This window comes from Aquamicrobium lusatiense (genome assembly GCF_014201615.1).
Taxonomy (GTDB): domain Bacteria; phylum Pseudomonadota; class Alphaproteobacteria; order Rhizobiales; family Rhizobiaceae; genus Mesorhizobium; species Mesorhizobium lusatiense.
In genome coordinates this window covers 1,376,736-1,398,298 of record NZ_JACHEU010000001.1, presented here as the reverse complement: position 1 = coordinate 1,398,298, position 21,563 = coordinate 1,376,736, and the positions used below count along the sequence as shown (strand labels likewise).

Annotated in this window: 21 protein-coding genes; 11 read left to right on the top strand and 10 right to left on the bottom strand. The window is 63.8% G+C overall.

From position 1 onward, the window contains the following. Nucleotides 1-14: 14 nt before the first annotated feature. Nucleotides 15-1,010 carry a TRAP transporter substrate-binding protein gene (locus HNR59_RS06700; protein WP_183827658.1) on the top strand — a complete coding sequence of 332 codons (996 nt, stop codon included), beginning with the start codon at nucleotides 15-17 and terminating at the stop codon, nucleotides 1,008-1,010. Between the two features lie 22 nt (nucleotides 1,011-1,032). Here HNR59_RS06700 and HNR59_RS06695 read toward each other — a convergent pair whose 3' ends face one another. Both HNR59_RS06695 and rnk read right to left on the bottom strand, forming a co-directional pair. After that, nucleotides 1,033-1,530, bottom strand: coding sequence for a GreA/GreB family elongation factor (locus tag HNR59_RS06695; protein WP_183827655.1), 498 nt, complete (start codon nucleotides 1,528-1,530; stop codon nucleotides 1,033-1,035). Between the two features lie 218 nt (nucleotides 1,531-1,748). Further along, nucleotides 1,749-2,141 carry a nucleoside diphosphate kinase regulator gene (gene rnk, locus HNR59_RS06690; RefSeq protein WP_183827652.1) on the bottom strand — a complete coding sequence of 131 codons (393 nt, stop codon included), beginning with the start codon at nucleotides 2,139-2,141 and terminating at the stop codon, nucleotides 1,749-1,751. Between the two features lie 522 nt (nucleotides 2,142-2,663). On the opposite strand from rnk, the gene HNR59_RS06685 reads away from it, so the two are divergent. The 3 genes from HNR59_RS06685 (at nucleotide 2,664) to htpG (ending at nucleotide 7,085) form a co-directional block, all read left to right on the top strand. Then, on the top strand, nucleotides 2,664-3,764 hold the full coding sequence (locus HNR59_RS06685; protein ID WP_183827650.1) for a carboxynorspermidine decarboxylase: 1,101 nt from the start codon (nucleotides 2,664-2,666) through the stop codon (nucleotides 3,762-3,764). Between the two features lie 42 nt (nucleotides 3,765-3,806). Continuing rightward, a complete protein-coding gene (locus tag HNR59_RS06680) occupies nucleotides 3,807-5,039 on the top strand; it encodes a saccharopine dehydrogenase family protein (protein WP_183827647.1) in 1,233 nt (410 codons plus the stop codon). Between the two features lie 156 nt (nucleotides 5,040-5,195). Beyond that, nucleotides 5,196-7,085, top strand: a complete 1,890-nt coding sequence (gene htpG, locus HNR59_RS06675) for a molecular chaperone HtpG (RefSeq protein WP_183827644.1) — start codon at nucleotides 5,196-5,198, stop codon at nucleotides 7,083-7,085. 70 nt (nucleotides 7,086-7,155) lie between these two features. Here the strand turns inward: htpG and pcaF are convergent, their stop codons facing one another. The 3 genes from pcaF to HNR59_RS06660 are packed head-to-tail and all read right to left on the bottom strand — an operon-like array spanning nucleotide 7,156 to nucleotide 9,756. Next, nucleotides 7,156-8,364: a 3-oxoadipyl-CoA thiolase gene (gene pcaF, locus HNR59_RS06670; protein ID WP_183827642.1), complete on the bottom strand. Its 1,209-nt coding sequence runs from the start codon at nucleotides 8,362-8,364 to the stop codon at nucleotides 7,156-7,158. 1 nt (nucleotide 8,365) lies between these two features. After that, nucleotides 8,366-9,037, bottom strand: a complete 672-nt coding sequence (locus HNR59_RS06665) for a 3-oxoacid CoA-transferase subunit B (protein WP_183827639.1) — start codon at nucleotides 9,035-9,037, stop codon at nucleotides 8,366-8,368. After that, nucleotides 9,034-9,756, bottom strand: coding sequence for a 3-oxoacid CoA-transferase subunit A (locus HNR59_RS06660; RefSeq protein WP_183827636.1), 723 nt, complete (start codon nucleotides 9,754-9,756; stop codon nucleotides 9,034-9,036). Before HNR59_RS06660 ends, HNR59_RS06665 begins: the two co-directional genes overlap by 4 nt. Before the next feature lie 140 nt (nucleotides 9,757-9,896). On the opposite strand from HNR59_RS06660, the gene HNR59_RS06655 reads away from it, so the two are divergent. After that, complete coding sequence (locus HNR59_RS06655) at nucleotides 9,897-10,658, top strand: IclR family transcriptional regulator domain-containing protein (RefSeq protein WP_183831403.1); 762 nt, start codon at nucleotides 9,897-9,899, stop codon at nucleotides 10,656-10,658. A gap of 66 nt (nucleotides 10,659-10,724) precedes the next feature. Here the strand turns inward: HNR59_RS06655 and HNR59_RS06650 are convergent, their stop codons facing one another. After that, nucleotides 10,725-12,290 (bottom strand): 4-hydroxyphenylacetate 3-hydroxylase N-terminal domain-containing protein, encoded by a 1,566-nt coding sequence (locus tag HNR59_RS06650; protein ID WP_183827633.1) that lies wholly within the window; start codon nucleotides 12,288-12,290, stop codon nucleotides 10,725-10,727. A 160-nt stretch (nucleotides 12,291-12,450) separates the two neighbouring features. On the opposite strand from HNR59_RS06650, the gene HNR59_RS06645 reads away from it, so the two are divergent. The 4 genes from HNR59_RS06645 (at nucleotide 12,451) to HNR59_RS06630 (ending at nucleotide 15,803) form a co-directional block, all read left to right on the top strand. After that, a complete protein-coding gene (locus tag HNR59_RS06645; protein WP_183827630.1) occupies nucleotides 12,451-13,077 on the top strand; it encodes an FAD synthetase family protein in 627 nt (208 codons plus the stop codon). Beyond that, nucleotides 13,074-13,580, top strand: coding sequence for a flavin reductase family protein (locus HNR59_RS06640; RefSeq protein WP_343060700.1), 507 nt, complete (start codon nucleotides 13,074-13,076; stop codon nucleotides 13,578-13,580). Before HNR59_RS06645 ends, HNR59_RS06640 begins: the two co-directional genes overlap by 4 nt. A 16-nt stretch (nucleotides 13,581-13,596) precedes the next feature. Then, nucleotides 13,597-14,541: a LysR family transcriptional regulator gene (locus HNR59_RS06635; protein ID WP_183827627.1), complete on the top strand. Its 945-nt coding sequence runs from the start codon at nucleotides 13,597-13,599 to the stop codon at nucleotides 14,539-14,541. A gap of 113 nt (nucleotides 14,542-14,654) precedes the next feature. Beyond that, nucleotides 14,655-15,803: a muconate/chloromuconate family cycloisomerase gene (locus HNR59_RS06630; protein ID WP_183827624.1), complete on the top strand. Its 1,149-nt coding sequence runs from the start codon at nucleotides 14,655-14,657 to the stop codon at nucleotides 15,801-15,803. Here HNR59_RS06630 and HNR59_RS06625 read toward each other — a convergent pair whose 3' ends face one another. Then, nucleotides 15,804-16,691 (bottom strand): LysR family transcriptional regulator, encoded by an 888-nt coding sequence (locus tag HNR59_RS06625; RefSeq protein ID WP_183827621.1) that lies wholly within the window; start codon nucleotides 16,689-16,691, stop codon nucleotides 15,804-15,806. A gap of 129 nt (nucleotides 16,692-16,820) precedes the next feature. Next, nucleotides 16,821-17,696 carry a dioxygenase family protein gene (locus HNR59_RS06620; protein ID WP_183827618.1) on the bottom strand — a complete coding sequence of 292 codons (876 nt, stop codon included), beginning with the start codon at nucleotides 17,694-17,696 and terminating at the stop codon, nucleotides 16,821-16,823. Between the two features lie 256 nt (nucleotides 17,697-17,952). Between HNR59_RS06620 and HNR59_RS06615 the strand changes: the two genes are divergently transcribed. Both HNR59_RS06615 and HNR59_RS06610 read left to right on the top strand, forming a co-directional pair. Beyond that, the gene (locus tag HNR59_RS06615; RefSeq protein ID WP_183827615.1) at nucleotides 17,953-18,339 is read left to right on the top strand and encodes a hypothetical protein; all 387 of its coding nucleotides are present in this window, start codon (nucleotides 17,953-17,955) and stop codon (nucleotides 18,337-18,339) included. Then, a complete protein-coding gene (locus tag HNR59_RS06610; RefSeq protein WP_183827612.1) occupies nucleotides 18,336-19,172 on the top strand; it encodes an alpha/beta fold hydrolase in 837 nt (278 codons plus the stop codon). Before HNR59_RS06615 ends, HNR59_RS06610 begins: the two co-directional genes overlap by 4 nt. Nucleotides 19,173-19,200: 28 nt before the next feature. Here the strand turns inward: HNR59_RS06610 and HNR59_RS06605 are convergent, their stop codons facing one another. Then, nucleotides 19,201-20,406, bottom strand: a complete 1,206-nt coding sequence (locus tag HNR59_RS06605) for an NAD(P)/FAD-dependent oxidoreductase (protein ID WP_183827609.1) — start codon at nucleotides 20,404-20,406, stop codon at nucleotides 19,201-19,203. A gap of 77 nt (nucleotides 20,407-20,483) precedes the next feature. Further along, nucleotides 20,484-21,503, bottom strand: a complete 1,020-nt coding sequence (locus HNR59_RS06600; protein ID WP_183827606.1) for an MFS transporter — start codon at nucleotides 21,501-21,503, stop codon at nucleotides 20,484-20,486. Nucleotides 21,504-21,563: the final 60 nt, after the last annotated feature.

Below are 21,563 nucleotides of genomic sequence, written 5' to 3'. Positions count from 1 at the left end.
CAAGGACCAGAACCATGCAAACCAATCGCCGCACCTTCCTTACCGGACTTGCCGCAATGCCGCTTGCCATGCCGACGCTGAGGCGTTCCCACGCCGCAACGCCCGTCGTCGCCGCCTCGCTGCTGGGCGACGACAAACCCGAAACGCTGGTGTGGAGGCACATAGCCGAGACGGTGGAGCGCGAATTGCCGGGGCGCTTCGCCTTCAACATCGTGCCGAACGCAGCACTCGGCGGCGAGAAGGAGGTTGCGGAAGGCATCCGCCTCGGCTCCATTCAGGCCAGCCTGTCGACGCTCTCCAACTTGTCTACATGGGTGCCGGAAACGCAGCTTTTCGACCTGCCGTTCCTCTTCCGCGATGCCGCTCATCTCGAAGCCGCGCTGGAGGGCGCGTGTGGAGATGACCTTGGCGAGAGGCTGGAAAAGGAAGGCATCGTCGCGCCCGCCTTCATCAATTACGGCGCACGCCATCTGCTGGCGCGCGAGCCCCTGCTGTCACCGGAAGATGTGAAGGGCAAGCGCATCCGGGTCATCCAGAGCCCGCTGCATGCGCAATTGTGGGAAAGTTTCGGCGCGCATCCGATCGCGCTGCCGATCACCGAAACCTACAACGCGCTGTCCACGGGCCATGTCGACGCCATGGACCTGACCTTGTCCGCCTATGCCGGCTTTCGCCTTTACGAGGTCGTGCCGCAGGTCACGCTGACCGGCCACATTCACGCGGCGGGCGCCGTGATCTTCTCCGGCCGCTTCTGGTCGGGACAGGACGAAGAAACCCGCTCCGTCCTGCAAAAGGCCGCCGTCGAGGGCGCGCGCCATTTCAACACGCTGATGGCGGCCGACGAAAAGGCGTCGGTGAAGGTTGCCGAAGACGGCGGAGCCGTCCTTCATGACGTCACCGACCAGGCTGCGTGGGAAGCTCCGGCACGGGCGGTGTGGGAAAGCTTCGCCGAACGCGTCGGCGGCATGGAGCGCATCGAGGCCGTGGCCGCCGGACAGTGCAGCGCCTGACCCGCGGGGCCCAGCTTATTTGTCAGGCAGCGCTCGGGCCGGGATCGTCATCCGGATCGAAGGCGACAGGCGTGGCCATGCTCCGGGGCCGGAAGGCCACCACCTTCCTGACGGAGCCGGCCGCCCGCGCCTGCGCCTCCGGCTGCGACAGGATCTCGCGAACCTGAACCAGTTCGACACCGCCGTTTTCGGCCGGAACCCGGAGCGCCGAGCCGACTGAAAGACCAAGCAGCGCGAGACCGTGCAGCGTGCGGATGGAAAGAACACCCGCTCCTTCCTCTGCCTCGCCTGCAACGATTTCGCGTGGACCACGGGTTGTCTGATCAACCACATAGACCAGCCGTGTGCCGATCGTCACCACGTTCGACGGGATATCGTCGCGGAAATAGATGGTGCTTTCGCGCACCTTGCGTTCAAGCAGCGACATGAACGCATCATAGGGGCCGTTGTGCCGTTCCAGAATCGCCTGGAGGGTCGTGTGGTCCCCTGTTGTGAGTTGGAAATGAGGCTCCGTCACCATGGCAAATCTCCCGCAGGAACGGGTAAGCCGTTCCGACGCCAGTCCGTTATGGCTTTATGGATCATTCCCCTGATGCGAGCCGTCGCATCAGGGGTCAGAGGCCTGCGATCAGGCACCCCGCGTGATGGAAAAATCTGTGTGGAGCGCCGGCAACAAGGCTGCCGCGAACAATCATTTCGGGCTGATCAGGCAGGACAGCGCGCGCCGGCACATCCGCCTCACGAAGCTTCGACGACGTCTTCCACCGAGGTGATGGTGAGGCGATGCGTGCGGCCGTCATTGGCGGTCCAGTCGATGGACTGACCGACCTTGAGGCCCAGCAGCGCCGTGCCGATCGGCGTGAGGATCGAGACCTTGCCCTGTGCGATATCGGCATCGGCCGGATAAACCAGCGTGACGCGGCGCTTGTTGCCGTCATCTGATTCGTAATCGACGGTCGCGCCCATCTGCACGGTGTTTTGCAGCGCATTGCCCGAGGCGGCCACCTTGGCGCGCTCCAGCTCGTTGAGCAGGGCGTCGGCCATTTCCGGCTTCCTCTCAAGAAGGCCGTTGGCAAGGGTGGTCAGCCGATCGTGGTCGGCCTTGCTGATGATGATGCTCGGTTTGCGCATGGCGTTTTCTGCTTCGCTCTGCCGCCCGCACGGGCGGTGTGTTGAGCCCGAAGGTGTCGCCTCAGGGCCTTCCGGTTGAAGGTTCTGGTGCTGTCCTGCACCGCTGGATTTCAAAGATGGAATGCCCCCGGACTCGGGGGGACGGCCCGAGCCGGGTCAGCATCCCATCAAGGGATGACACCGAAACATGATATGGGCCCACGAAATACTCATGCTTAATAGCTTGGATCATATTGGCGTTTTGTCAAGCAGGGCCGTGTCGTGAAGATGTCACTTGAACTTAAGGGGGGGGTCCATTAACTTCCGCGGCATGAAGACGACCCTGAGACCCAGACTGGAGCCCGCGAGGTAAGCGGGCGCATTGCCCGGACGCTGATGATCAAGCGTCGCCGGGTCGTCATTTTCCTTTCAAACGAATCTGAAACAATCCGCCTGGAGCCGCGGACAAGGTTTCAAAAAGCGTTTCCCCGAAATCCGAAGTTTGAAATCTCCTTATCCGGGAGAATTTCGCGAGCAGGCCGAATGACCCTTCAGACCCCCTACTACCTGATCGACAAGGCAAATCTTCTCCGCAACATGGAAAAGATCGCCTATGTGCGCGAAAAATCTGGGGCAAAAGCCCTGCTGGCGCTGAAATGCTTCGCCACCTGGTCGGTGTTCGACTTCATGCGCCAGTACATGGACGGCACGACTTCCTCCTCGCTCTACGAAGTACGGCTTGGCCGCGAGAAATTCGGCGGCGAAACGCATGCATATTCCGTAGCCTATGCCGATTACGAGATCGACGATGTCGTCTCCCACGCCGACAAAATCATCTTCAACACCATCGGCCAGCTTGAGCGGTTCGGGGATCGCGCCGGCAACATTGCGCGCGGCCTGCGGCTCAATCCCGGCATTTCGTCATCCTCCTTCGATCTCGCCGATCCGGCCCGCCCGTTCAGCCGGCTGGGCGAATGGGATGCGGCGGAGGTCGAGAAGGTCATAGACCGTATCAGCGGCTTCATGATCCACAACAATTGCGAGAATTCGGACTTTTCCCTGTTCGACAAGATGCTGTCGCAGATCGAGGAGAACTTCGGGTCGCTGCTCGCAAAGGCCGAATGGGTGAGCCTCGGCGGCGGCATTCATTTCACCGGCGACAACTATCCGCTCGACGCCTTCTGCGAACGCCTCCGGGCATTTTCCGAACGCTTCGGGGTGCAGGTCTATCTGGAGCCGGGCGAGGCCGCTATCACCAGAAGCACCACGCTGGAGGTGAGCGTTCTCGACACGCTGTTCAACGGCAAGCAGCTCGCCATCGTGGATTCGTCGATCGAAGCGCATATGCTCGACCTGCTGATCTATCGTGAGACCGCCAAGGTGGCGCCGAATGAAGGTCCGCACCGCTATATGGTCTGCGGCAAATCGTGCCTTGCCGGCGATATATTCGGCGAGTTCGATTTCCCGACAGATCTGAAGCCCGGCGACCGTATCTCCATTCAGGATGCGGCCGGCTACACCATGGTCAAGAAAAACTGGTTCAACGGCGTCAACATGCCGGCAATCGCGATCCGTGAACTGGACGGATCGGTCAGGACCGTCCGCGAATTCGGATTCGCGGATTACGAGCAGAGCCTCTCATAAGGCCTGCACTTTCCCTCCAGCGATAAGGAAACATCCCCCGGAATGAATAAAAACGTGCTCATCATCGGCGCCGGCGGCGTGGCGCAGGTCGTGGCGCATAAGTGCGCGCAGAACAACGATGTGCTCGGCGATCTGCATATCGCCTCGCGCACTCTTGCGAAGTGCCAGTCCATCGTGGACTCCGTCCGGGAAAAGAAGGCCATGAAGGCCGAAGGCGTGTTCGAGGCGCACCAGCTCGACGCTTTCGATGTCGAGGCGACCAAGGCCCTTATCAAAAAGACCGACGCGAAGATCGTCATCAATGTCGGCTCCGCCTTCCTCAACATGTCGGTCATGTCTGCCTGCATCGACACGGGTGCTGCCTATATCGACACCGCCATCCACGAAGATCCGGCCAAGGTGTGCGAGACGCCACCATGGTACGCGAACTACGAGTGGAAGCGTCGCGAGGAGGCCGAGAAGGCCGGCGTAACAGTCATTCTCGGCGCCGGCTTCGATCCGGGGGTGGTCAACGCCTATGCAAAGCTTGCCTATGACGACTATTTCGACCGCATCGATTCGATCGACATCATCGACATCAACGCCGGCAGCCATGGCCGCTGGTTCGCGACCAATTTCGACCCCGAGATCAACTTCCGCGAGTTCACCGGCCGCGTGTGGTCCTGGCAGGACAGCAAGTGGACCGAGAACAAGATGTTCGAGATCGGCAAGGAATGGGACCTGCCCGTCGTCGGCACGCAGAAGGCCTATATGACCGGCCATGACGAAGTGCATTCGATCTCGCAGATCCTGAAGGTGCCGAATGTGCGCTTCTGGATGGGCTTCGGCGATCACTACATCAACGTCTTCACCGTGCTGAACAATCTGGGCCTGCTATCCGAGAAGCCGGTGAAAACGGCGGAAGGGCTCGAAGTGGTGCCGCTCAAAGTGGTCAAGGCGGTGCTGCCTGATCCAGGCTCGCTGGCTCCCGACTACACCGGCAAGACCTGCATCGGCGATCTGGTGAAGGGCGTGAAGGACGGCAAGGAACGCGAAGTCTTCATCTACAACGTCGCCGACCATAAGGAAGCCTACGAGGAAGTCGGTGCGCAGGGCATTTCCTACACCGCCGGTGTTCCGGCAGTTGCAGCCGCACTTCTGGTCGCCTCCGGCGAATGGGACGTGAAGAAGATGGCGAATGTGGAGGAACTGCCGCCGCGCCCGTTCCTCAATCTTCTGGGCAAGATCGGCCTGCCGACCCGCGTGAAGGAAGGCGACGACGACCGCGCCCTGTAAGAACAGCTCGACATATGAGGGGAAGGCGGGCGAATCCATTTTCGCCCGCCTTTTTCATGGAAAGCAGGTCATCGCTTTCAAGGCTTGAAAATGCGTTCCCGTGCCGCCATCTGGGAGCCGGATAATTCAGAGCGGATAATTCAGGGGCAATCCGACATGACGACGACCACACCCGATATGGAAACCAAAAGCTTCGAGGCCGATGTCGCCCGGCTGCTGCACATGATGGTGCACTCGGTCTATTCCGAGCGCGAGGTGTTCCTGCGCGAACTGATCTCCAACGCCGCCGACGCCTGCGAGAAGTTGCGCTATGAGTCCATCGCACGGCCCGAGCTGCTGGGCGACGATCCCAGGCCGCGCATCACCATTGTTGCGGATGCCGACAAAAGGCGCCTCAGCATCGAGGACAACGGCATCGGCATGAATGGCGCGGAGATGACCGAGGCTCTGGGCACCATCGCCCGCTCGGGCACCCGCGCCTTCATGGAACGGCTGGAGGCGGCTAAGGGCGGCGAGAAGGCCGAGCTGGTCGGCCAGTTCGGCGTGGGCTTCTACTCCGCCTTCATGGTGGCCGAGAAAGTCGAGGTCGTATCGCGTCCGGCCGGATCGGACGAGGCATGGCGCTGGGCCTCCGATGGCAAGGGCGCTTACTCGGTAGGCCCGGCATCGCTTGAAGACGCCCCGCAGCGCGGCACCCGCGTCATCCTGCACCTGATGGAAGACGCAGTCACCTTTACCGAGGCCTATCGTTTGGAACAGCTCGTGCGTTCGCATTCCGGCCACGTGCCGGTGCCTGTCTCGCTGGTGGAGAAGCCGGACGCGGAGCCGCGCGAAATCGCCGACGGCACAGCGCTTTGGGTAAAGTCGAAGAACGACATCAGCACGGAAGAATACACCGATTTCTACCGCAGCGTTGCCGGCCAGTATGACGAGCCCGCCGCCACGATCCATTTCCGCGCCGAGGGGCGTCAGGAATACAATGTGCTGGCCTTCATTCCGGGCTCGCGTCCCTTCGACCTGTTCGATCCGGACCGCAGCGGCCACATGAAGCTCTATGTGCGGCGCGTCTTCATCACCGATGACGCCGAACTGGTGCCGCGCTATCTGCGCTTCGTGCGGGGCATCGTCGATTCCGCCGATCTGCCGCTCAACATCTCGCGCGAGATGATCCAGAAAAACCCGCTTCTGGCTGCTATTCGCAAGGGTGTGACCAATCGCGTTCTCAACGATCTCGCCAAAATGGCCGAGAACGATGCCGAGGCTTATGGCAAGATCTGGGAGAATTTCGGCGCGGTCATCAAGGAAGGGCTCTACGAGGACTTCGAGCGCCGCGAGCAGATCCTGAAGCTGGTGCGCTTCACCTCGACCGCATCGGGCGACGAGACCCGCAATCTGGCCGATTATGTCGCGGCCATGAAGGAAGGCCAGAAGGCCATCTACTTCATGACCGGCGACGACCGCGCCCGCCTCGAAGGCTCCCCGCAGCTCGAAGGTTTCACGGCACGCGGCATCGAGGTGCTGCTGCTGACCGATCCGATCGACGCCTTCTGGACCGCCAACGCACCGGATTTCGACGGCAAGCCATTCAAATCGGTCACGCAGGGCGGTGCCGATCTGGCGGAGATTCCGCTGACCGAAGCGGAAGCGAAGGACAAGCCGGAAACGCCCGCCGAAGTCGATGGTTTCCTCGCTTTCGTGAAGGAAACGCTGGGTGATGACGTGTCGGATGTGCGCGCCTCCGAGCGCCTGACGGAGAGCGCCGTCTGCCTCGTCGCGCCGGAGAATGCGCTCGACCGGCAATTCGAGCGGCTGCTCAGCGCGGCGGGCCGTCTGGACAAAGCCTCGAAGCCGATCCTTGAGGTCAATCCGCGCCATCCGCGCATTGCGGCACTTGCGAAACTCGGCGAAGCCGAGCCGGATTTCCGCAGCGACGTGGCGCATCTGCTCTATGACGAGGCCCGCGTTCTGGACGGGGACCGCCCGCTTGACGCCAAAGCGTTTTCGCAGCGCCTCGCCCGGCTGATCGACCGTGGGCTCGGCGCTTAAAAAGCTTTCTTAAATACAAAACGGCGGGGAAAATCCCCGCCGTTTTCATTTCAGCAAGTGTGCAACCGCCTCACATGGCCTCGACGGCGATGGCGATGCCCTGTCCGACGCCGATGCACATGGTGGCGAGCGCCAGCCTGCCGCCGCGTAGCTTCAGTTCAAGTGCCGCGGTGCCGGTGATGCGCGCGCCCGACATGCCAAGCGGATGGCCAAGCGCAATCGCCCCGCCATTCGGGTTCACCTGAGCGGCATCGTCGGCGATGCCCAGTTCGCGCAGAACCGCAAGGCCCTGTGCGGCAAAGGCCTCGTTGAGCTCGATCACATCGAAGGCAGAGGGTGCGAGGCCAAGCCGTGCGCACAGCTTCTGCGTGGCCGGTGCCGGGCCAATGCCCATGATGCGCGGCGCAACGCCGGCGCTCGCCCCGCCCAGCACACGGGCGATAGGGGTCAGGCCATATTTCCTCGCCGCCGCTTCCGAGGCGATGATGAGGGCGGCAGCACCGTCATTGACGCCCGACGCATTGCCGGCGGTCACCGTGCCGCCTTCCTTTTTGAATGGCGTCGCCAGCCTGGCCAGCGTGTCCACCGTGGTGCCGGCGCGCGGATGCTCGTCCTTCGAGACCACCACCGCATCGCCCTTGCGCTGCGGGATCGTCACCGGCACGATTTCCTGCGCGAGGCGTCCGTTCTCCTGTGCAGCAACCGCCTTGTCCTGACTGCCCACGGCAAAGGCGTCCTGATCGGCGCGGCTGATGCCGAAATCGGCGGCCACGTTCTCGGCCGTCTCCGGCATGGAATCCACGCCATACTGCTTCTTCATCAGCGGGTTGATGAAGCGCCAGCCGATGGTGGTGTCGTGGATTTCCGCGGAACGCGAAAACGCCGTCTCGGCCTTGGGCATGACGAAGGGCGCGCGGCTCATCGATTCCACGCCGCCGGCGATCATCAGTTCGGCCTCGCCGGCCCTGATGGCGCGGGCGGCACTCATCACCGCATCCATGCCCGAGCCGCACAGGCGGTTGATGGTGGCGCCGGGCACCACATCCGGCAGGCCTGCCAGCAGAAGCGCCATGCGCGCCACGTTGCGATTGTCCTCGCCGGCCTGATTGGCGCAGCCATAGAGCACGTCATCGACCGCTTCCCAGTCGACGGAGGCATTGCGCTCCATCAGCGCCTTCAGCGGCACGGCACCAAGATCGTCGGCGCGCACCGACGACAGCGAACCGCCAAAACGCCCGATCGGCGTGCGGATATAGTCGCAGATATAGGCTTCAGGCATGTCAGAGCTCCGGAACAGAAAGATCGGCAATGGTCCCCTCGACGACCAGTCCGGCTCCTGTGAGCCCCTGCAGTTCGTCAAGACTGATGGCTGCCAGCTTTTCGCGCACAACGAAGCGCTGTGCAACGATGTCGATGACGGCAAGGCTGGTGTAGACGCGCGTCACGCAGCCGACGCCGGTGAGCGGCAGGCCGCAGGATTTGACCAGTTTCGGGCGTCCGTCCTTTGTGACGTGATCGGTGATGACGGCCACGCGCTTCGCGCCATGCACGAGGTCCATGGCCCCGCCGACAGCCGGCACGCCCTTCGGCCCGGTGCTCCAGTTGGCGAGGTCGCCGGTCTCGGCAACTTCGTAAGCACCGAGGATCGCGACATCGAGATGGCCGCCGCGCACCATGGCGAAGCTGTCGGCATGGTGGAAGAAGGACGCGCCGGGGTTCAGCGTCACCGCCTTCTTGCCGGCATTGATGAGATCCCAGTCCTCCTCGCCTTCCGGCGGAGACCTGCCGAAATTGAGGATGCCGTTTTCGGTGTGGAAGATCGCCTGTTTGCCGGGCGGCTGGAACTTGGCGACCATTTCGGGAAAGCCGATGCCGAGATTGACATAGGCCCCGTCCTCAATGTCCTGCGCCGCGCGCCAGGCGATCTGGGCGTTGGTGAGCTTGGTGGTCATGCGTATTCCACTCCCGCGCGGATCAGCGCTTCTTCCTGAGCCGCATCCCGAACCTCGACGACACGGTCGACGAAAATGCCGGGCGTCACCACATGTTCGGGCTCGATCTGGCCGGCAGCGACGATCTTCGATGCCTGAACGATTGTGGTGGCGGCCGCCATCGCCATCAGCGGCGAGAAGTTGCGCGCCGCCTTGCGGTAGGTGAGATTGCCGTGCGGATCGGCCAGTTCGGCCTTGATCAACGCCACGTCGGCCTTCAGCCAACGCTCCTGCACATAGTTGCGTCCCTCGAACTCGGCGACGGGCTTGCCCTTGGCAAGGTCGGTTCCGTAGGTGGTGGGCGTGTAGAAGGCGGGAATGCCCGCGCCGCCAGCGCGGATGCGCTCGGCCAGCGTGCCCTGCGGCACCAGCTCCAGCCCGATCTCGCCGGCAAGATATTTTTCCGTGAAGGCGCGCGGATCGGACGAACGCGGGAACGAGCACACCATCTTGGCCACCATGCCCTCGTCGATCATTGCGGCGATGCCGATGCGGCCATTGCCGGCATTGTTGTTAATCACCGTCAGGTCCTTCGGGCTGCCGGTGGCGCGGAACCGGTCGATGAGCGCGTGGATCAGCTCGATGGGCGCGCCGGCGCCACCGAAACCGCCGATCATCACGGCCATGCCATCCTCGATGCCGGCGATCGCTTCTGGAAGGCCGGCGACTGTCTTGTCCATATCAGAATCCTTTCCGGACGGGCGAAATGGGGCCCGGTCCTGCGGGCAGAAGACTAGGCAGGCCCGACCTCTTCCGGCAATGGCATTTGTGCGATATGGTGTATTTGTTGACTTATCGCACAAAGATCGAAAGGCGCCACATGACCATTCAGGAGCGCGACATCATGGGCGGGCTGGCCAAGGGGCTGGCGGTGATCGAGACCTTCACAGCCGAACGCCCGCGCCAGTCGATCGCGGAAGTGTCGGCCGCCTCGGGCCTCGACCGGGCGACGGCGCGGCGCTGCCTGCTCACGCTCGCCCACCAGGGCTATGCCGATTACGATGGCAAGTTCTTCACGCTGACCCCGCGCGTGCTGCGGCTTGGCACCGCCTGCCTCGCCACCATGCCCCTGCCCCAGCTTGTCCAGCCATTGCTCGATGCGCTTTCCCAACAGCTCGGCGAAAGCTCCTCCGTGTCGATCCTCGACGGCACCGACATCGTCTATGTGGCACGGGCCGCGCAGAAGGAGGTGATGTCGATTGCCCTGATGCCGGGCTCGCGCCTGCCCGCCTATTGCACCTCGATGGGGCGGGTGCTGCTTGCCGCCCTGCCCGGCGATCAGGCGCGCGCGCTGCTTTCGGCATTGCCCTTGCCGGCCCGCACCCCGCACACGCTGACCGACCCTGAAGCGATACTGAGCGAACTGGGCCGCGTGAAAAATCAGGGTTACGCGCTGATCGATCAGGAGGTGGAAATGGGGCTGCGCTCCATAGCCGTTCCGCTGTTCAATGCGCGGGGCATCACGGTCGCGGCCGTCAATGTCGGCGTCCCGGCCACGCAGGTGGGCGCGGAAGAACTGGTCCCCTTGTATCTCGAGGCGCTGCGCGAGCTTCAGTCGAACCTGCGCGCCGTTCTCAGATGACGACAAAAGCCCGCCACCGGAAATCCGGCGGCGGGCGCTTTCACCTGCAAGTAATGCGAAGCGGGACTATTTTCCGGCCAGCGTGTGCAGCGCGTTGACGTCGTTCGGGTTGATGAGGTCCTTCGCCACCCAGCCCTTGAGGTCGTATTCGGCCATGCAGCGGCGGGCCATGTCCTGCAGCATTTCAAGCTCGCCGCTGGCCTGCGCGGTCAGCAGCGTCTCGATGCGCAGATTGTCCTGATTGCCGGCATAATTGCGCTCGTAGAGTTCGTGACGTCCGCCGAACTCCGAGCCGATGGCGTCCCACAAAAGCTTGAGCAGCTTCACACGGTCGATAGCGGCATAACCGTTAGAGCCGCGCACGAAGCGGTCGAGATAGGGGCGGATTGCCGGGCTGTCGAAATCGGCCGCCGAAGACGGCAGGTAGATCAGGCCGGATGCGACGTTCTGCTCGATCAGTTCCTTGATTTTCGGATAGGCCATGGCCGCCAGCACACGGTAGGCAAGGCCGTAATTCATGTTCGGCAAATTGTAGCCGTCCGTGCCCTGCCACGGGATCGGCGATTTCACCATCGCATCGGCAAGGCCGTGGAAGGTGTTGCGCCAGGCCAAAGCCTCGCCCACCGCGGCCTGAACCCCGCGGAAGGTGGACGACCCGGTGGCCTCGACCGCCATGGAGAACAGGCCGGCGATGAAGTCGAGCTTCACCGCGAAGCGCGAGATACCGTGCAGCGTGAAGCGCGGCACGAAGCCGGAGGCGGGGAAGAAGGCATTCACCTTCTCGGTGTCGCCATAGATGAAGATGTTCTCCCACGGCACCAGCACCTTGTCGAAGACGAGGATGGAATCGTTCTCGTCGAGGCGCGACGACAGCGGATAGTCGAAGGGGCTGCCCATCACCGCCGCCTGCGCCTCATAAGACTGGCGGGCGATGAGCTTGACGCCTTCGGCATCCATGGGGACGGTGAAGATCAGGGCGAACTTCTTGTCCTTGATCGGAATGCCGTAATGGGCGATGAAATTGTAGTGCGTAAGCGCCGAGCCGGTGGCCACCACCTTGGCGCCCGACACGACCACGCCGGCATCGGTTTCGCGCTCCACATGCATGAACACGTCCGCCACTTCCTCGATCGGGCGGTCGCGGTCGATCGGCGGGTTGACGATGGCATGGTTCCAGTAATCCAGCTTCTGCTGGGTGCGGCTGTACCAGCTGCGGGCATTGGCGGCGTAATCACCATAGAAGGCGGAATTTGCGCCCAGCGTGCCGAGGAAGCTTGCCTTGTAATCCGGCGAACGGCCCATCCAGCCGAAAGCCGGCTGCTGCAGGTCCATGATGGCGTTCTTCGACTTCACCAGATCTTCCGAGGTTTTCGAGCCGAGGAAGAAGGGGTGAGTGAGCTTGCCCGACCCATTATCGCAGGTCACGCCGATATCGGCCTTGTTGGCGTGGAAGCGGTCATACCAGCGCGCCACCATGCGCGCCGAATTGCGAAATGCCGGATGCGTCGTCACATCCCTGACGCGCTCGCCATAGATGTAGATCTCGCGGCCGTCGCGGATGCTTTCGAGGAATTCGGTGCCCGTATAGGCGTCTGTCTGGCCGGCGGTGATGTCAGGATTGATCTGGTCCAAGGTTTCCTCCCGTGCTGGATCGGGACGAACTCTCTCATCACCCTCGCGCTTCCATAAGGTATCGTGCCTTACCTGCACGGGCATTGCCGCAAGCCGCCTCCTTCGCCAGCCTGCAACCATTCGGCGATCATGCCGCCAGCGTCGGGAAGGAGGAGTCCGGATGCCAGCACCGCCATCGCGCACCCCGGTTTCAGCACGCCGCGCCCCAGATGCGTGCCCTACGGGCGCATCCATTGCCATCGGCGCCTTCGATGGCGTCCATCTCGGTCATCAGGCGGTAATCGGCGCCATGCTGCGCCGGGCGCGCGCACAGGGGATGGCCGCGCTTGTCCAGACCTTCGATCCGCTGCCAAAAGTGGCGTTCGGACGCGGCCGGCCGATCTGCTCGCTCTCCGAACGTGTGGCACGCCTTTATGCACTCGGCGTCGACCGGGTGCATGTGGCGGACTTCACGCCGGACTATGCCGCGCGCCCGGCCGAAGCCTTCCTCGACGATCTGAGCGAAATGGGTGTGCGGGAAGTCTATGTCGGCGAGGATTTCCGCTTCGGTCGCGGCCGCACCGGCGATCTCGCACTGCTCGCCACCCGCTTCACGGTGACGACCGCCGAGAGCGTCACCTGCCCGCTGGGCGAGCGCATTTCCTCCACCCGCATCCGCGGCCTGCGCGCCAGCGGCCAGCCCGGCGCGGCCCGCGCCCTGCTCGGCCTTCTCCCCGGCGCCTTCGCTCTTGTGCAGGAAGCTGCGGCTCAAAATCTTTCTCCCCTCGATCTGGAGATGTTGTCGTGACCACACTGGCCCCAGCACCCGACGCCCCCGTTCTGGACGCACGCGAATTCCGCAATGCCTGCGGCGGGTTCAGCACCGGCGTGACGGTGATCTCCACCCGCTGCGGCGAAGGCGACCATGCCATGACCGCCAACGCCTTCATGTCGATCTCGCTCGATCCGCCGCTGATCGCCATTTCGCTGGCCGATACGGCGCGCATGTTGCCGAGGCTGCGCGCCGCAGGCGCCTTCGCCGTCAGCGTGCTACGCGAAGGCATGGAGGATATCGCCTGGCATTTCGCCGGCAAGCCGCGCATCGAAGGTGCCGCCCCGTTCTCGGAACTCGGCGGACTGCCCGTCATCAATGAGGCGGCCACGGTGTTCGTTGCCGATGTCCACAGCGAGATGACGGCGGGCGACCATGTCATCGTCGTCGGACATGTGCATTCCATGCGCAGCGATCCGCAGGCGCGCCCGCTGCTTTTCCACGGCGGGCGGTTTGCCTGCCTGCCGGAGGTGGCATGACGATGCCGGGGACCAGATGAGCGCCGAAGACGGTGCCAACACGGCGCAGCCCTTCGACATCAGGCGGCTGCGCTACTTCCTCGCCGTGGCGCGGGAACTGCATTTCGGCCGCGCGGCCGACCGGCTCGGCATCGCCCAGCCGCCGCTGTCGCGCATGATCGCGCAGCTCGAACGCGATCTCGACGTGCAGCTCTTCGACCGCAGCCGCAGTCAGATCGGGCTCACACAGGCGGGCGAACTGCTGAAGACGCGGGCAAGCTACATTACCGAGGAAATCGAGCGTGCCGTGCGCGATGTGCGCCTTGTCGGCAAGGGCGGCTCGGGCGTCTTGCGCGTCTCCTTCGTCGGCTCGGCCACCCACGGCCCCTTCCCCACCCTGATCAAGCGCTTTCGTTGCGCCTTCCCGGAAGTGGACCTGCGGCTCAGCGCCATGAACAATGCCGAGTCCCACGAACAGCTCATCACCCGCGCCATCGACGTGGCCGTGGTACGGCCCAGCCTCGATGACGCCACCCTGCGCCAGCAGCTTTTCGTCGAGGAGCCGCTGGTGGCGGCCCTTCACGAGAATGCCGCCAAGGAGCTTGGCGGCTCGATCCGCCTCGCGGCGCTGAAGGACCAGCCCTTCGTGCTGTTTCCGCGCAAGCCGCGCCCCTGTTTCGCCGACATGGTGCTCGGCCTATGCAGCGAGGCCGGCTTCCAGCCGCCGCATATCGTGTGGGCGCCGGATTACCAGACCGCCATCAGCCTCGTGGCCGTTGGCGAGGGCATCTCCATCGTGCCGGCCTGTTGCGAGGCCGCGCATCGGCCCGGCGTCAGCTTCTGCCATCTCAGCGACGCGCAGGCCCGCACCCGCCTGTCGATCTGCGCCCGCACCGACAACCAGAGCCCGCAGGTGTTCAAGTTCCTCGACTTCGCACGCTCCTTCGCGCGCTCCCTCGCCAGCGGGCAGGCAGCGGCATGAGGCATCTGGCATGAGGCGGGCGCGGTATCGCGTCAGACCTGCCGAGTATTGGACAATCCATCGTGTCGCCCCGAAACTCGCGGCATGTATTGCACTGAAGAACTGGACGTGACGTGACCACCATTGATCATATCGAAAGCATCATTATCGACGTGCCGACCGTGCGCGGTCATGTCCTGTCGATGACGACGATGATGACCCAGTCGGTCGTTCTCGTGCATGTCCGCTTTTCGGATGGATCGGAAGGCTGGGGCGAAGGCGCTTCGATCGGCGGCCTCTCCTACGGTCCCGAAAGCGTGGAAAGCATCAAGCTTGCCGTCGACAGCTACATCGCGCCGATGCTGCTCGGAAAGGACGCCGACCGCATCGCGGCGGCTTCCGGGTTGATGGCGCGCGCGGTGAAGGGCAACCATGCGGCCCGCGCGGCGGTGGAAACGGCGTTGTGGGACGGGCTTGCGCGCCGGCTCGGCACATCGGTGGCGCAGCTTTTCGGCGGCCGCATCCATGAGCGGCTGCCGGTGGCGTGGACGCTTGCCTCCGGCAACAGCGATACCGACATCGCCGAGGCCGAACAGATGCTTTCCGAACGCCGGCATCGCGATTTCAAGCTCAAGATCGGCGAGCGCAAGGTGAAGGACGACCTCGCCCATGTCGCCTCCATCGCTCGCGCCGTCGGCGACCGCGGCACCATCCGCGTCGACGTCAATCAGGCGTGGAGCCTGACCGAGGCCCGCTACGGCGTAAAAGGATTGCAGGAAATCGGCTGCGTGCTGGTCGAACAGCCGGTGCCGCGCGAACGCCTCGACGGTCTGCGCGCCCTCACACAGGGCTACGAGATCGCCATCATGGCCGATGAGGTGCTGCAGGGCCCGGCGGATGCCATGCGCGTCGCCTGCGAGCGCGCCGCCGATGTGTTCGCTGTCAAGGTGTGCCAGTCCGGCGGGCTGCTGCCGGCCGCCGAGGTCATCGCCATTGCGCGCGCCGCCGGCATCGGCCTCTATGGCGGCACCATGCTGGAAAGCGGGCTCGGAACCGCCGCTGCCGTGCAGCTCTTCTCCACCGTGCCGGAGCTGGCATGGGGCACGGAGCTGTTCGGCCCGCTGCTTCTGACCGAGGAAATCCTCGCTGAGCCGCTGGATTATCGCGACTTCTCCGTCGCGGTCCCCACGGGTCCCGGCATCGGAACCATGCCCGATCCGGACAAGGTGAAATTCTATCGCCGCGACCGCAGCGACAGCCTGCGCGCCGTCGGAGCGCCCTGATCAGACCAGCTTGCGCGCTACTTTCTGCGCCAGCGTCACGAAATTGTGGACGTGGATGCCCTGCTCGTCGATGCGGTGATTGACGGAAATGCCGGTGCGAACCTTCAGCCCCGCAATCTCGTGATAGCGCACGCCATGACGCTGCGCGGTGCCAACCGAGGCCGGCACCAGCGCCACCCCCTCACCCACCGAAACCAGCGCGATCGCCGTCTGGAAATCCATGGTGAAAACCCGGCGTGAAATGTCGGCGCCTACGCTTTCGCAGGCCTCGATCACCACATCGGCAAACGAGGGGCGCGGATATTCCGGATAGAGAATGTAAGAGACGCCCCCAAGCTCCGGCAGCGAAACCGGGCCCGGCGTGGTGATCAGCGCATCGGGCGCGGCCAGCACCAGCGGCTCGTCTATAAGCTTGCGGGTGACGATCTCGCTGTCGTTCAGCGCCGGGCGCGCGATGGCGATGTCGATGTCGCGCCTGATCAGCGAGCGCTGGAGCTGGGCGTTGTTCATCGGCGCCAGCGACAGGTTCACCTCCGGCCATGAGGCGCGGAACGACTTCAGGATCGTCGGCAGCATGCCGTAGGTTGCCGAGCCGACGAAGCCGATGCGCAGGCGCCCTTCCGCGCCCTGTCCGATGCGCCGGATCTCCAGCCTGATGTCGCCAAGCTCCGCCAGCAGGGCCGAGCCGCGTTCATAGAAGCGCTCGCCGGCCTGCGTCAGCGAAATGGCGTTGCGGCCACGGTTGATGAGCTGTGCCCCGAGATCGGCCTCGATCTGCTGGATCTGTCGCGACAGCGGCGGCTGCGCCATGCCCAGCCGTTCGGCGGCACGGCCGAAATGCAGCTCCTCGGCAAGGGCGATGAAATACTCGATCTGCTTCAGGTTCATGTGTCCGCTCCCTGCCCTCCAAGCTGACGAAATGCCGTGTTGATGGCAAGCCGCGCGTCGGGGCCGGTCCCAACGCAAAATGCCGCGCCCTTCTTGGGCGCGGCATTCATAGGCTTGGGAAGATGAAGCTTATTCGGCTGCCAACCTCTGCTCTTCGGCGTGCGGCCGCAGCGTGAAGTCGAAGCGGACGTAGAGGTCGGTGTCATCGCCCGGCCGACCCTTCTCGAACTTCGCGACAAGGCTATTCTTGACCGCGAACACGGAGTCTTCGTCCAGCCACGGGCTGTCGGCGTCGAAGACCTGGCTGACCAGCGTGCGATAGCCATCCTTGGCGAGGATGAAGTGGAGGTGCCCCGGCCGGTTGGGGTGATGGCCCATGTAGCGGATGAGCTCGCCGGCGGTTTCGTTGTCCGGGATCGGGTAGGGCACGGGACGCACGGCGCGCAGAACGAAATGACCATCTTCATCGGTCTCGAAGCGGCCGCGCAGATTGTATTCGGGCTGGTCCGGGTCGTGGTTCTCGTAAAGGCCGTTCGGCGCATCTTCCCAGATGTCGAGAGTCACGCCCGCAAGCGGCTTGCCTTCCGTGTCGGTGACATAGCCTTCGACGAGAACGGTTTCCTCATCGTCGAAATGCTTCTGCACGGTCGACGCGCCCTTGGGCAGCACCGGCGGGTTTTCGCGATAGAACGGCCCGAGCACGGTGGATTCGCTCTCGCTGCCATCGATCGGGTTCGACAGCATGTCGACCAGAACCTCGACGCCCAGAATGTCGCCGAGCAGGATGAACTCCTGACGCTTGTCGTCGCACACCTGACCGGCCCGGGCGAGGTAGTCGCAGGCCTGAAGGAACTCGTGATGCTGAAGCTTCACATCGCGGCAGAAGCCATGCAGATGCTTTAGAAGCGACGTCATGATCTCGCGCTGGCGCGGCGAGATTTCGCCATGCCTGCCAAGCGAGTCGATGACGGCGTCGGTGACTGTGTCGATGGTTACGTTGCGCATGCCTATCCTCCCGGGTCTGCGATGACGGGCCCTGCCTGCCCGCTGTACCGTCTCAACTATTCACGCCTCCCCCGGCGCCGCCAATGCACCGCCCGGTATCGCCCGATACCCCTTCCTTCCCTGCCCTCCGGTGCCTGCCGCGCGCCGGTATCGGGACATACCCCGACCGGCATTGCCTTGGAGGGGCCACTGCTCTTGATGGAATGATGCCGCATTGCTCCGGGCAGGTCGATGCGACTCGGAGGACAAACACATCATGCTTGAAACCCTGTTGACGATGCAGAAGCGCCACAACGCCTCGCCGCATATTCTGCGCCTCGGACGGCTGTTTTGCGAAACCGTACTGATCGAGGTCGAAGACCAGTCGTTCTATCTGCAATTCCGCGACGGGCAACTCATATCGGTCACGCCCGGTCCTTCCGCAAAGACACCGTGGCGTTTTGCGCTGCGTACCGACAGGCAGGCGCTCGAAGCCTTCTGGGAGCCTCTGCCCGCACCCGGTTTTCATGACATATTCGGGCTGGTGAAGATCGGCCGCGGCCGTATCGACGGCGACATACTGGCGCTGGTGAAAAACCTGCGCTTCTTCAAGGAATTCATGGCGCTCGGCCGCCCTGCAGCGAATGGGGAGCAGCCGGCATGAGTTTCGAGCCAGTCACTGGACGCTATGTAAACGTCACCGTCGCCGGGCGCGCGCAGCGCATCTATGTCGAGATGGCCGGCGAAGGCCGTCCGGTCCTGTGCCTCCACACGGCGGGTGCCGACACGCGCCAGTGGCGGCATGTCCTCAACGATGCGGAGCTTGCCGCCGGGCACAGCTTCTTCGCCTTCGACATGCCGTGGCACGGCAAATCCCTGCCGCCGCACGGCTTCGAGACCGAGGAATATCTGCTCACCACAGAAACCTATATCGAGACGGTTCTGGCGGTTGCGGATGCGCTTTCGCTGGAGAAACCCATTCTCGCCGGCTGCTCTATGGGCGGGCGCATCGCGCTCCAGATCGCTGCACTGCATCCCGAACGCTTTTCGGGCTTCATCGCCATCGAAGCCTCGGATTTCCAGCCGGCCTGGTACGACATCGACTGGTTCCACCGGCCCGACGCCCATGGCGGGGAGATGGGGGCAGCTCTCGTCTCGACCAACATTTCACCCCACGCGCCGGCGGCGGACCGCTGGGCGACGCTGTGGATGTTCATGCAATCCGGCCCCGGCGTGTTCCGTGGCGATCTCTCCTTCTACACGAAGGATGACAGCCTGATCGGGCGGCTGGCCATGATCGACACCAGCCGAACACCGGTGCATCTGCTGGTGGGCGCCTATGACCTGACCTGTACGCCCGACGATGCGAAACGCACCGCCAATGCCATTCCCGGCGCGACGCTGACGGTCATGCCCGAGCTTGGACATTTCCCGATGTCGGAGCACACGCAGGCGTTCCGGCCCTATTTCATGGATGCACTGAAGCGGATCGGCTGAGCGGCGGCCCGCTTCACCGCCTTTCGCTTCACAGGGCAAAAATATCCGCATCGGTATCCTCAGCCCCGGCGAGGCTGGTGCGGATCAGTTCGGCGCCGATGCGGGAGAAGGTGATACCGTTGCCGCCATAACCCATCAGGGCAAACAGGCGCGGCTTGCCGGGAACCGGGCCGATCAGCGGCAGGCCGGTCGAAGTGTTGCCGAAGCTGCCCGCCCATGCGAATTCCGGCGTCGGATCGAGGTCGGGAAGCAGCTTTCCAAGCTTTCGGGAAATGCGCTGCGTCTTCTCCTTCAAAAGCGCGTCGCGCTTGTCCTCATCCTCGAATTCCGCATCCTCGCCACCGCAAATGACGCGCCCGTCATGGGTGGTGCGCATGTAGAGATAGGGATCGGAAGCCTCCCAGATCAGCGCTTCGCCCGGCCACAATTTCGACTTCGGCTGGCGTCTGGTGGCGATCGCCCAGGTGGAAATGATCTGGTGACGGTCATCGCTGACGACGTCCATCAGCTCATAGCCGGTGGCCAGCACCACATGCTGTGCGGAGATTTCATGGCCCGAGCGCGTCGTGACCTTCACGCCATCACGCCTGTGCACGATCTTCACCGCTTCCTCCGGCGCATGAAGGCGCGCGCCGCGCCGTTGCGCGGCCAGAAGCAGGCCGCCGGTCAGCTTGACCGGATCGAGCGCAAGATTGCCCTGCGACAGGATCGCGCCCGCACGGTCGATGCCAAATCCGGACCGGAGTTGTGAAGCCGTTAGATAGCGCGCCGAAAGCCCGGCGGCGGCACGCATTTCCGCTTCCTCGCGCAAGGCAGAGCCGGTCAGCACGTTGCCGGCGAGGTAGAGCGTGGGACGCGGCACCATGTGGCAATCGATGCCAAGCTCGGCAATGCGCTCGCGCAGATTGCCGACAGCCAGCCGCGCGCGCCGCCATGCCCGCAGCGCCTTGTCGGCGCCGATCTTTTCCTTCAGCTCACCCAGTGGCGTGTCGACCTCATACTGGATCAGCGCCGTCGTTGCCGGCGTCGATCCGAGCGAGGCGCCGCGCCTGTCGATCATCACCACATCATGACCGGCCTCGGTCAGCAGGTCGGCCACCATGGCGGCCGAAATGCCCATGCCGACGATCAGCACGTCGGTCGAGACGTCCCCGGTCAGTTTCGACTCGGCCGGTCTGCGGCTGCGGTAGGACATCCACACGGGGGTGCCGCTTCTGAGGTCGAGCTTGCGCATGAGCCGTCTTCCAATGCTGTGGTGACAAATGGAATTCGGGCGCGGGTTCCCTCGGGAAACCCGCGCCCGTCGCCCAATCAGGCGAAGTGATAGCGGTCGCGGCTGCGCATGCCGAACAGGCCTGCGAAGGATGCAACGGCAGCGCCCACAAGCGAGGCCAGGAAGCCCCACAGGGCCGCACTGGAGGCGGCAGAGGCGGCGGCATCGGCCTGACGGCGGGCCTCAGCTTCCACCTCGTCAAGACGCTGGCGGGCGTTGGCCAGCGTCTGCTCGGCCTGATCGATGCGGGCCGTGATGGCATCGCGGGCCTTGGTGTAGGTTTCGACGGCCTTGTCGGCAGCCTGTTCGGCTTCCTCACGGGTCATGCCGTTGTTGACCAGCCCGGTCACGACATCGTCACGGTTGATGTCACCGGCAACGGAATCAACCCGCGCCTTCAGCTTCTTGCCGAGATCTTCGGCTATACGACCGAAGTCGCCCGGATTGAAGGCAAGCTCGCGGCCGGCGCTAGTCACGTCATCGCGCGCACCCTGAAGGACCGGTTCGAGGTTTTCCGGCTGCAGGGCCTCGATCTGCGTGTTGCGAAGCTGGCTGCGCAGGTCGCGGCGGGTCTGATCGAGATCGAACTCGCCGATCAGCTTGTCATCGACTGCGCCGGCAAGGGCGGACGCTGCGCCACCGGCGGCATTGCCCGCGGCACCGGCCACGCTGCCAGCCGCCGAAGCAACCGAGCCAACGGCCGAAGCCGTGGTGCGCGCGGCACCCGAGATCGCCATGACGCTGAGTACGATCGCCACCAGCATGGCAACAGCCCATGTCAGGAAGCCATGGGTGAACCCCGCATTCCCGGCCAGCCGCCCGGCGACAAAACCGCCGGCCGCAAGGCTGATCAGAACGGCCACCGCCGAGGAAAAGCCGACAGCCATGCCCACGCCTTCAAGAGGATTGCGCGCCTGCGCATCTACCATGCCGAGCCCGAGCGACGTGGTCAGCATGGAAAGCAGGATGGATACAGCCAGCACGGTGACCGCACCGGCAATGATCGCCCCCCACGAAGCCACGCGCGCGTGTTCGTGGGTCGTCGTTACTTCTATCATGTCTGAACTCCACCAGATGTTGCCTTGAGCTGGCTGAACAACCATCGCGTGGAAAAGTTC

What these genes read in the sequence shown, in the direction of transcription:
- HNR59_RS06700 (WP_183827658.1), top strand. Translation starts at nt 15, where the DNA reads ATGCAAACCAATCGCCGCACCTTCCTTACCGGACTTGCCGCAATGCCG.
- HNR59_RS06695 (WP_183827655.1), bottom strand. Translation starts at nt 1,530, where the DNA reads ATGGTGACGGAGCCTCATTTCCAACTCACAACAGGGGACCACACGACC.
- rnk (WP_183827652.1), bottom strand. Translation starts at nt 2,141, where the DNA reads ATGCGCAAACCGAGCATCATCATCAGCAAGGCCGACCACGATCGGCTG.
- HNR59_RS06685 (WP_183827650.1), top strand. Translation starts at nt 2,664, where the DNA reads ATGACCCTTCAGACCCCCTACTACCTGATCGACAAGGCAAATCTTCTC.
- HNR59_RS06680 (WP_183827647.1), top strand. Translation starts at nt 3,807, where the DNA reads ATGAATAAAAACGTGCTCATCATCGGCGCCGGCGGCGTGGCGCAGGTC.
- htpG (WP_183827644.1), top strand. Translation starts at nt 5,196, where the DNA reads ATGACGACGACCACACCCGATATGGAAACCAAAAGCTTCGAGGCCGAT.
- pcaF (WP_183827642.1), bottom strand. Translation starts at nt 8,364, where the DNA reads ATGCCTGAAGCCTATATCTGCGACTATATCCGCACGCCGATCGGGCGT.
- HNR59_RS06665 (WP_183827639.1), bottom strand. Translation starts at nt 9,037, where the DNA reads ATGACCACCAAGCTCACCAACGCCCAGATCGCCTGGCGCGCGGCGCAG.
- HNR59_RS06660 (WP_183827636.1), bottom strand. Translation starts at nt 9,756, where the DNA reads ATGGACAAGACAGTCGCCGGCCTTCCAGAAGCGATCGCCGGCATCGAG.
- HNR59_RS06655 (WP_183831403.1), top strand. Translation starts at nt 9,897, where the DNA reads ATGACCATTCAGGAGCGCGACATCATGGGCGGGCTGGCCAAGGGGCTG.
- HNR59_RS06645 (WP_183827630.1), top strand. Translation starts at nt 12,451, where the DNA reads ATGCCAGCACCGCCATCGCGCACCCCGGTTTCAGCACGCCGCGCCCCA.
- HNR59_RS06635 (WP_183827627.1), top strand. Translation starts at nt 13,597, where the DNA reads ATGAGCGCCGAAGACGGTGCCAACACGGCGCAGCCCTTCGACATCAGG.
- HNR59_RS06625 (WP_183827621.1), bottom strand. Translation starts at nt 16,691, where the DNA reads ATGAACCTGAAGCAGATCGAGTATTTCATCGCCCTTGCCGAGGAGCTG.
- HNR59_RS06620 (WP_183827618.1), bottom strand. Translation starts at nt 17,696, where the DNA reads ATGCGCAACGTAACCATCGACACAGTCACCGACGCCGTCATCGACTCG.
- HNR59_RS06615 (WP_183827615.1), top strand. Translation starts at nt 17,953, where the DNA reads ATGCTTGAAACCCTGTTGACGATGCAGAAGCGCCACAACGCCTCGCCG.
- HNR59_RS06610 (WP_183827612.1), top strand. Translation starts at nt 18,336, where the DNA reads ATGAGTTTCGAGCCAGTCACTGGACGCTATGTAAACGTCACCGTCGCC.
- HNR59_RS06605 (WP_183827609.1), bottom strand. Translation starts at nt 20,406, where the DNA reads ATGCGCAAGCTCGACCTCAGAAGCGGCACCCCCGTGTGGATGTCCTAC.
- HNR59_RS06600 (WP_183827606.1), bottom strand. Translation starts at nt 21,503, where the DNA reads ATGATAGAAGTAACGACGACCCACGAACACGCGCGCGTGGCTTCGTGG.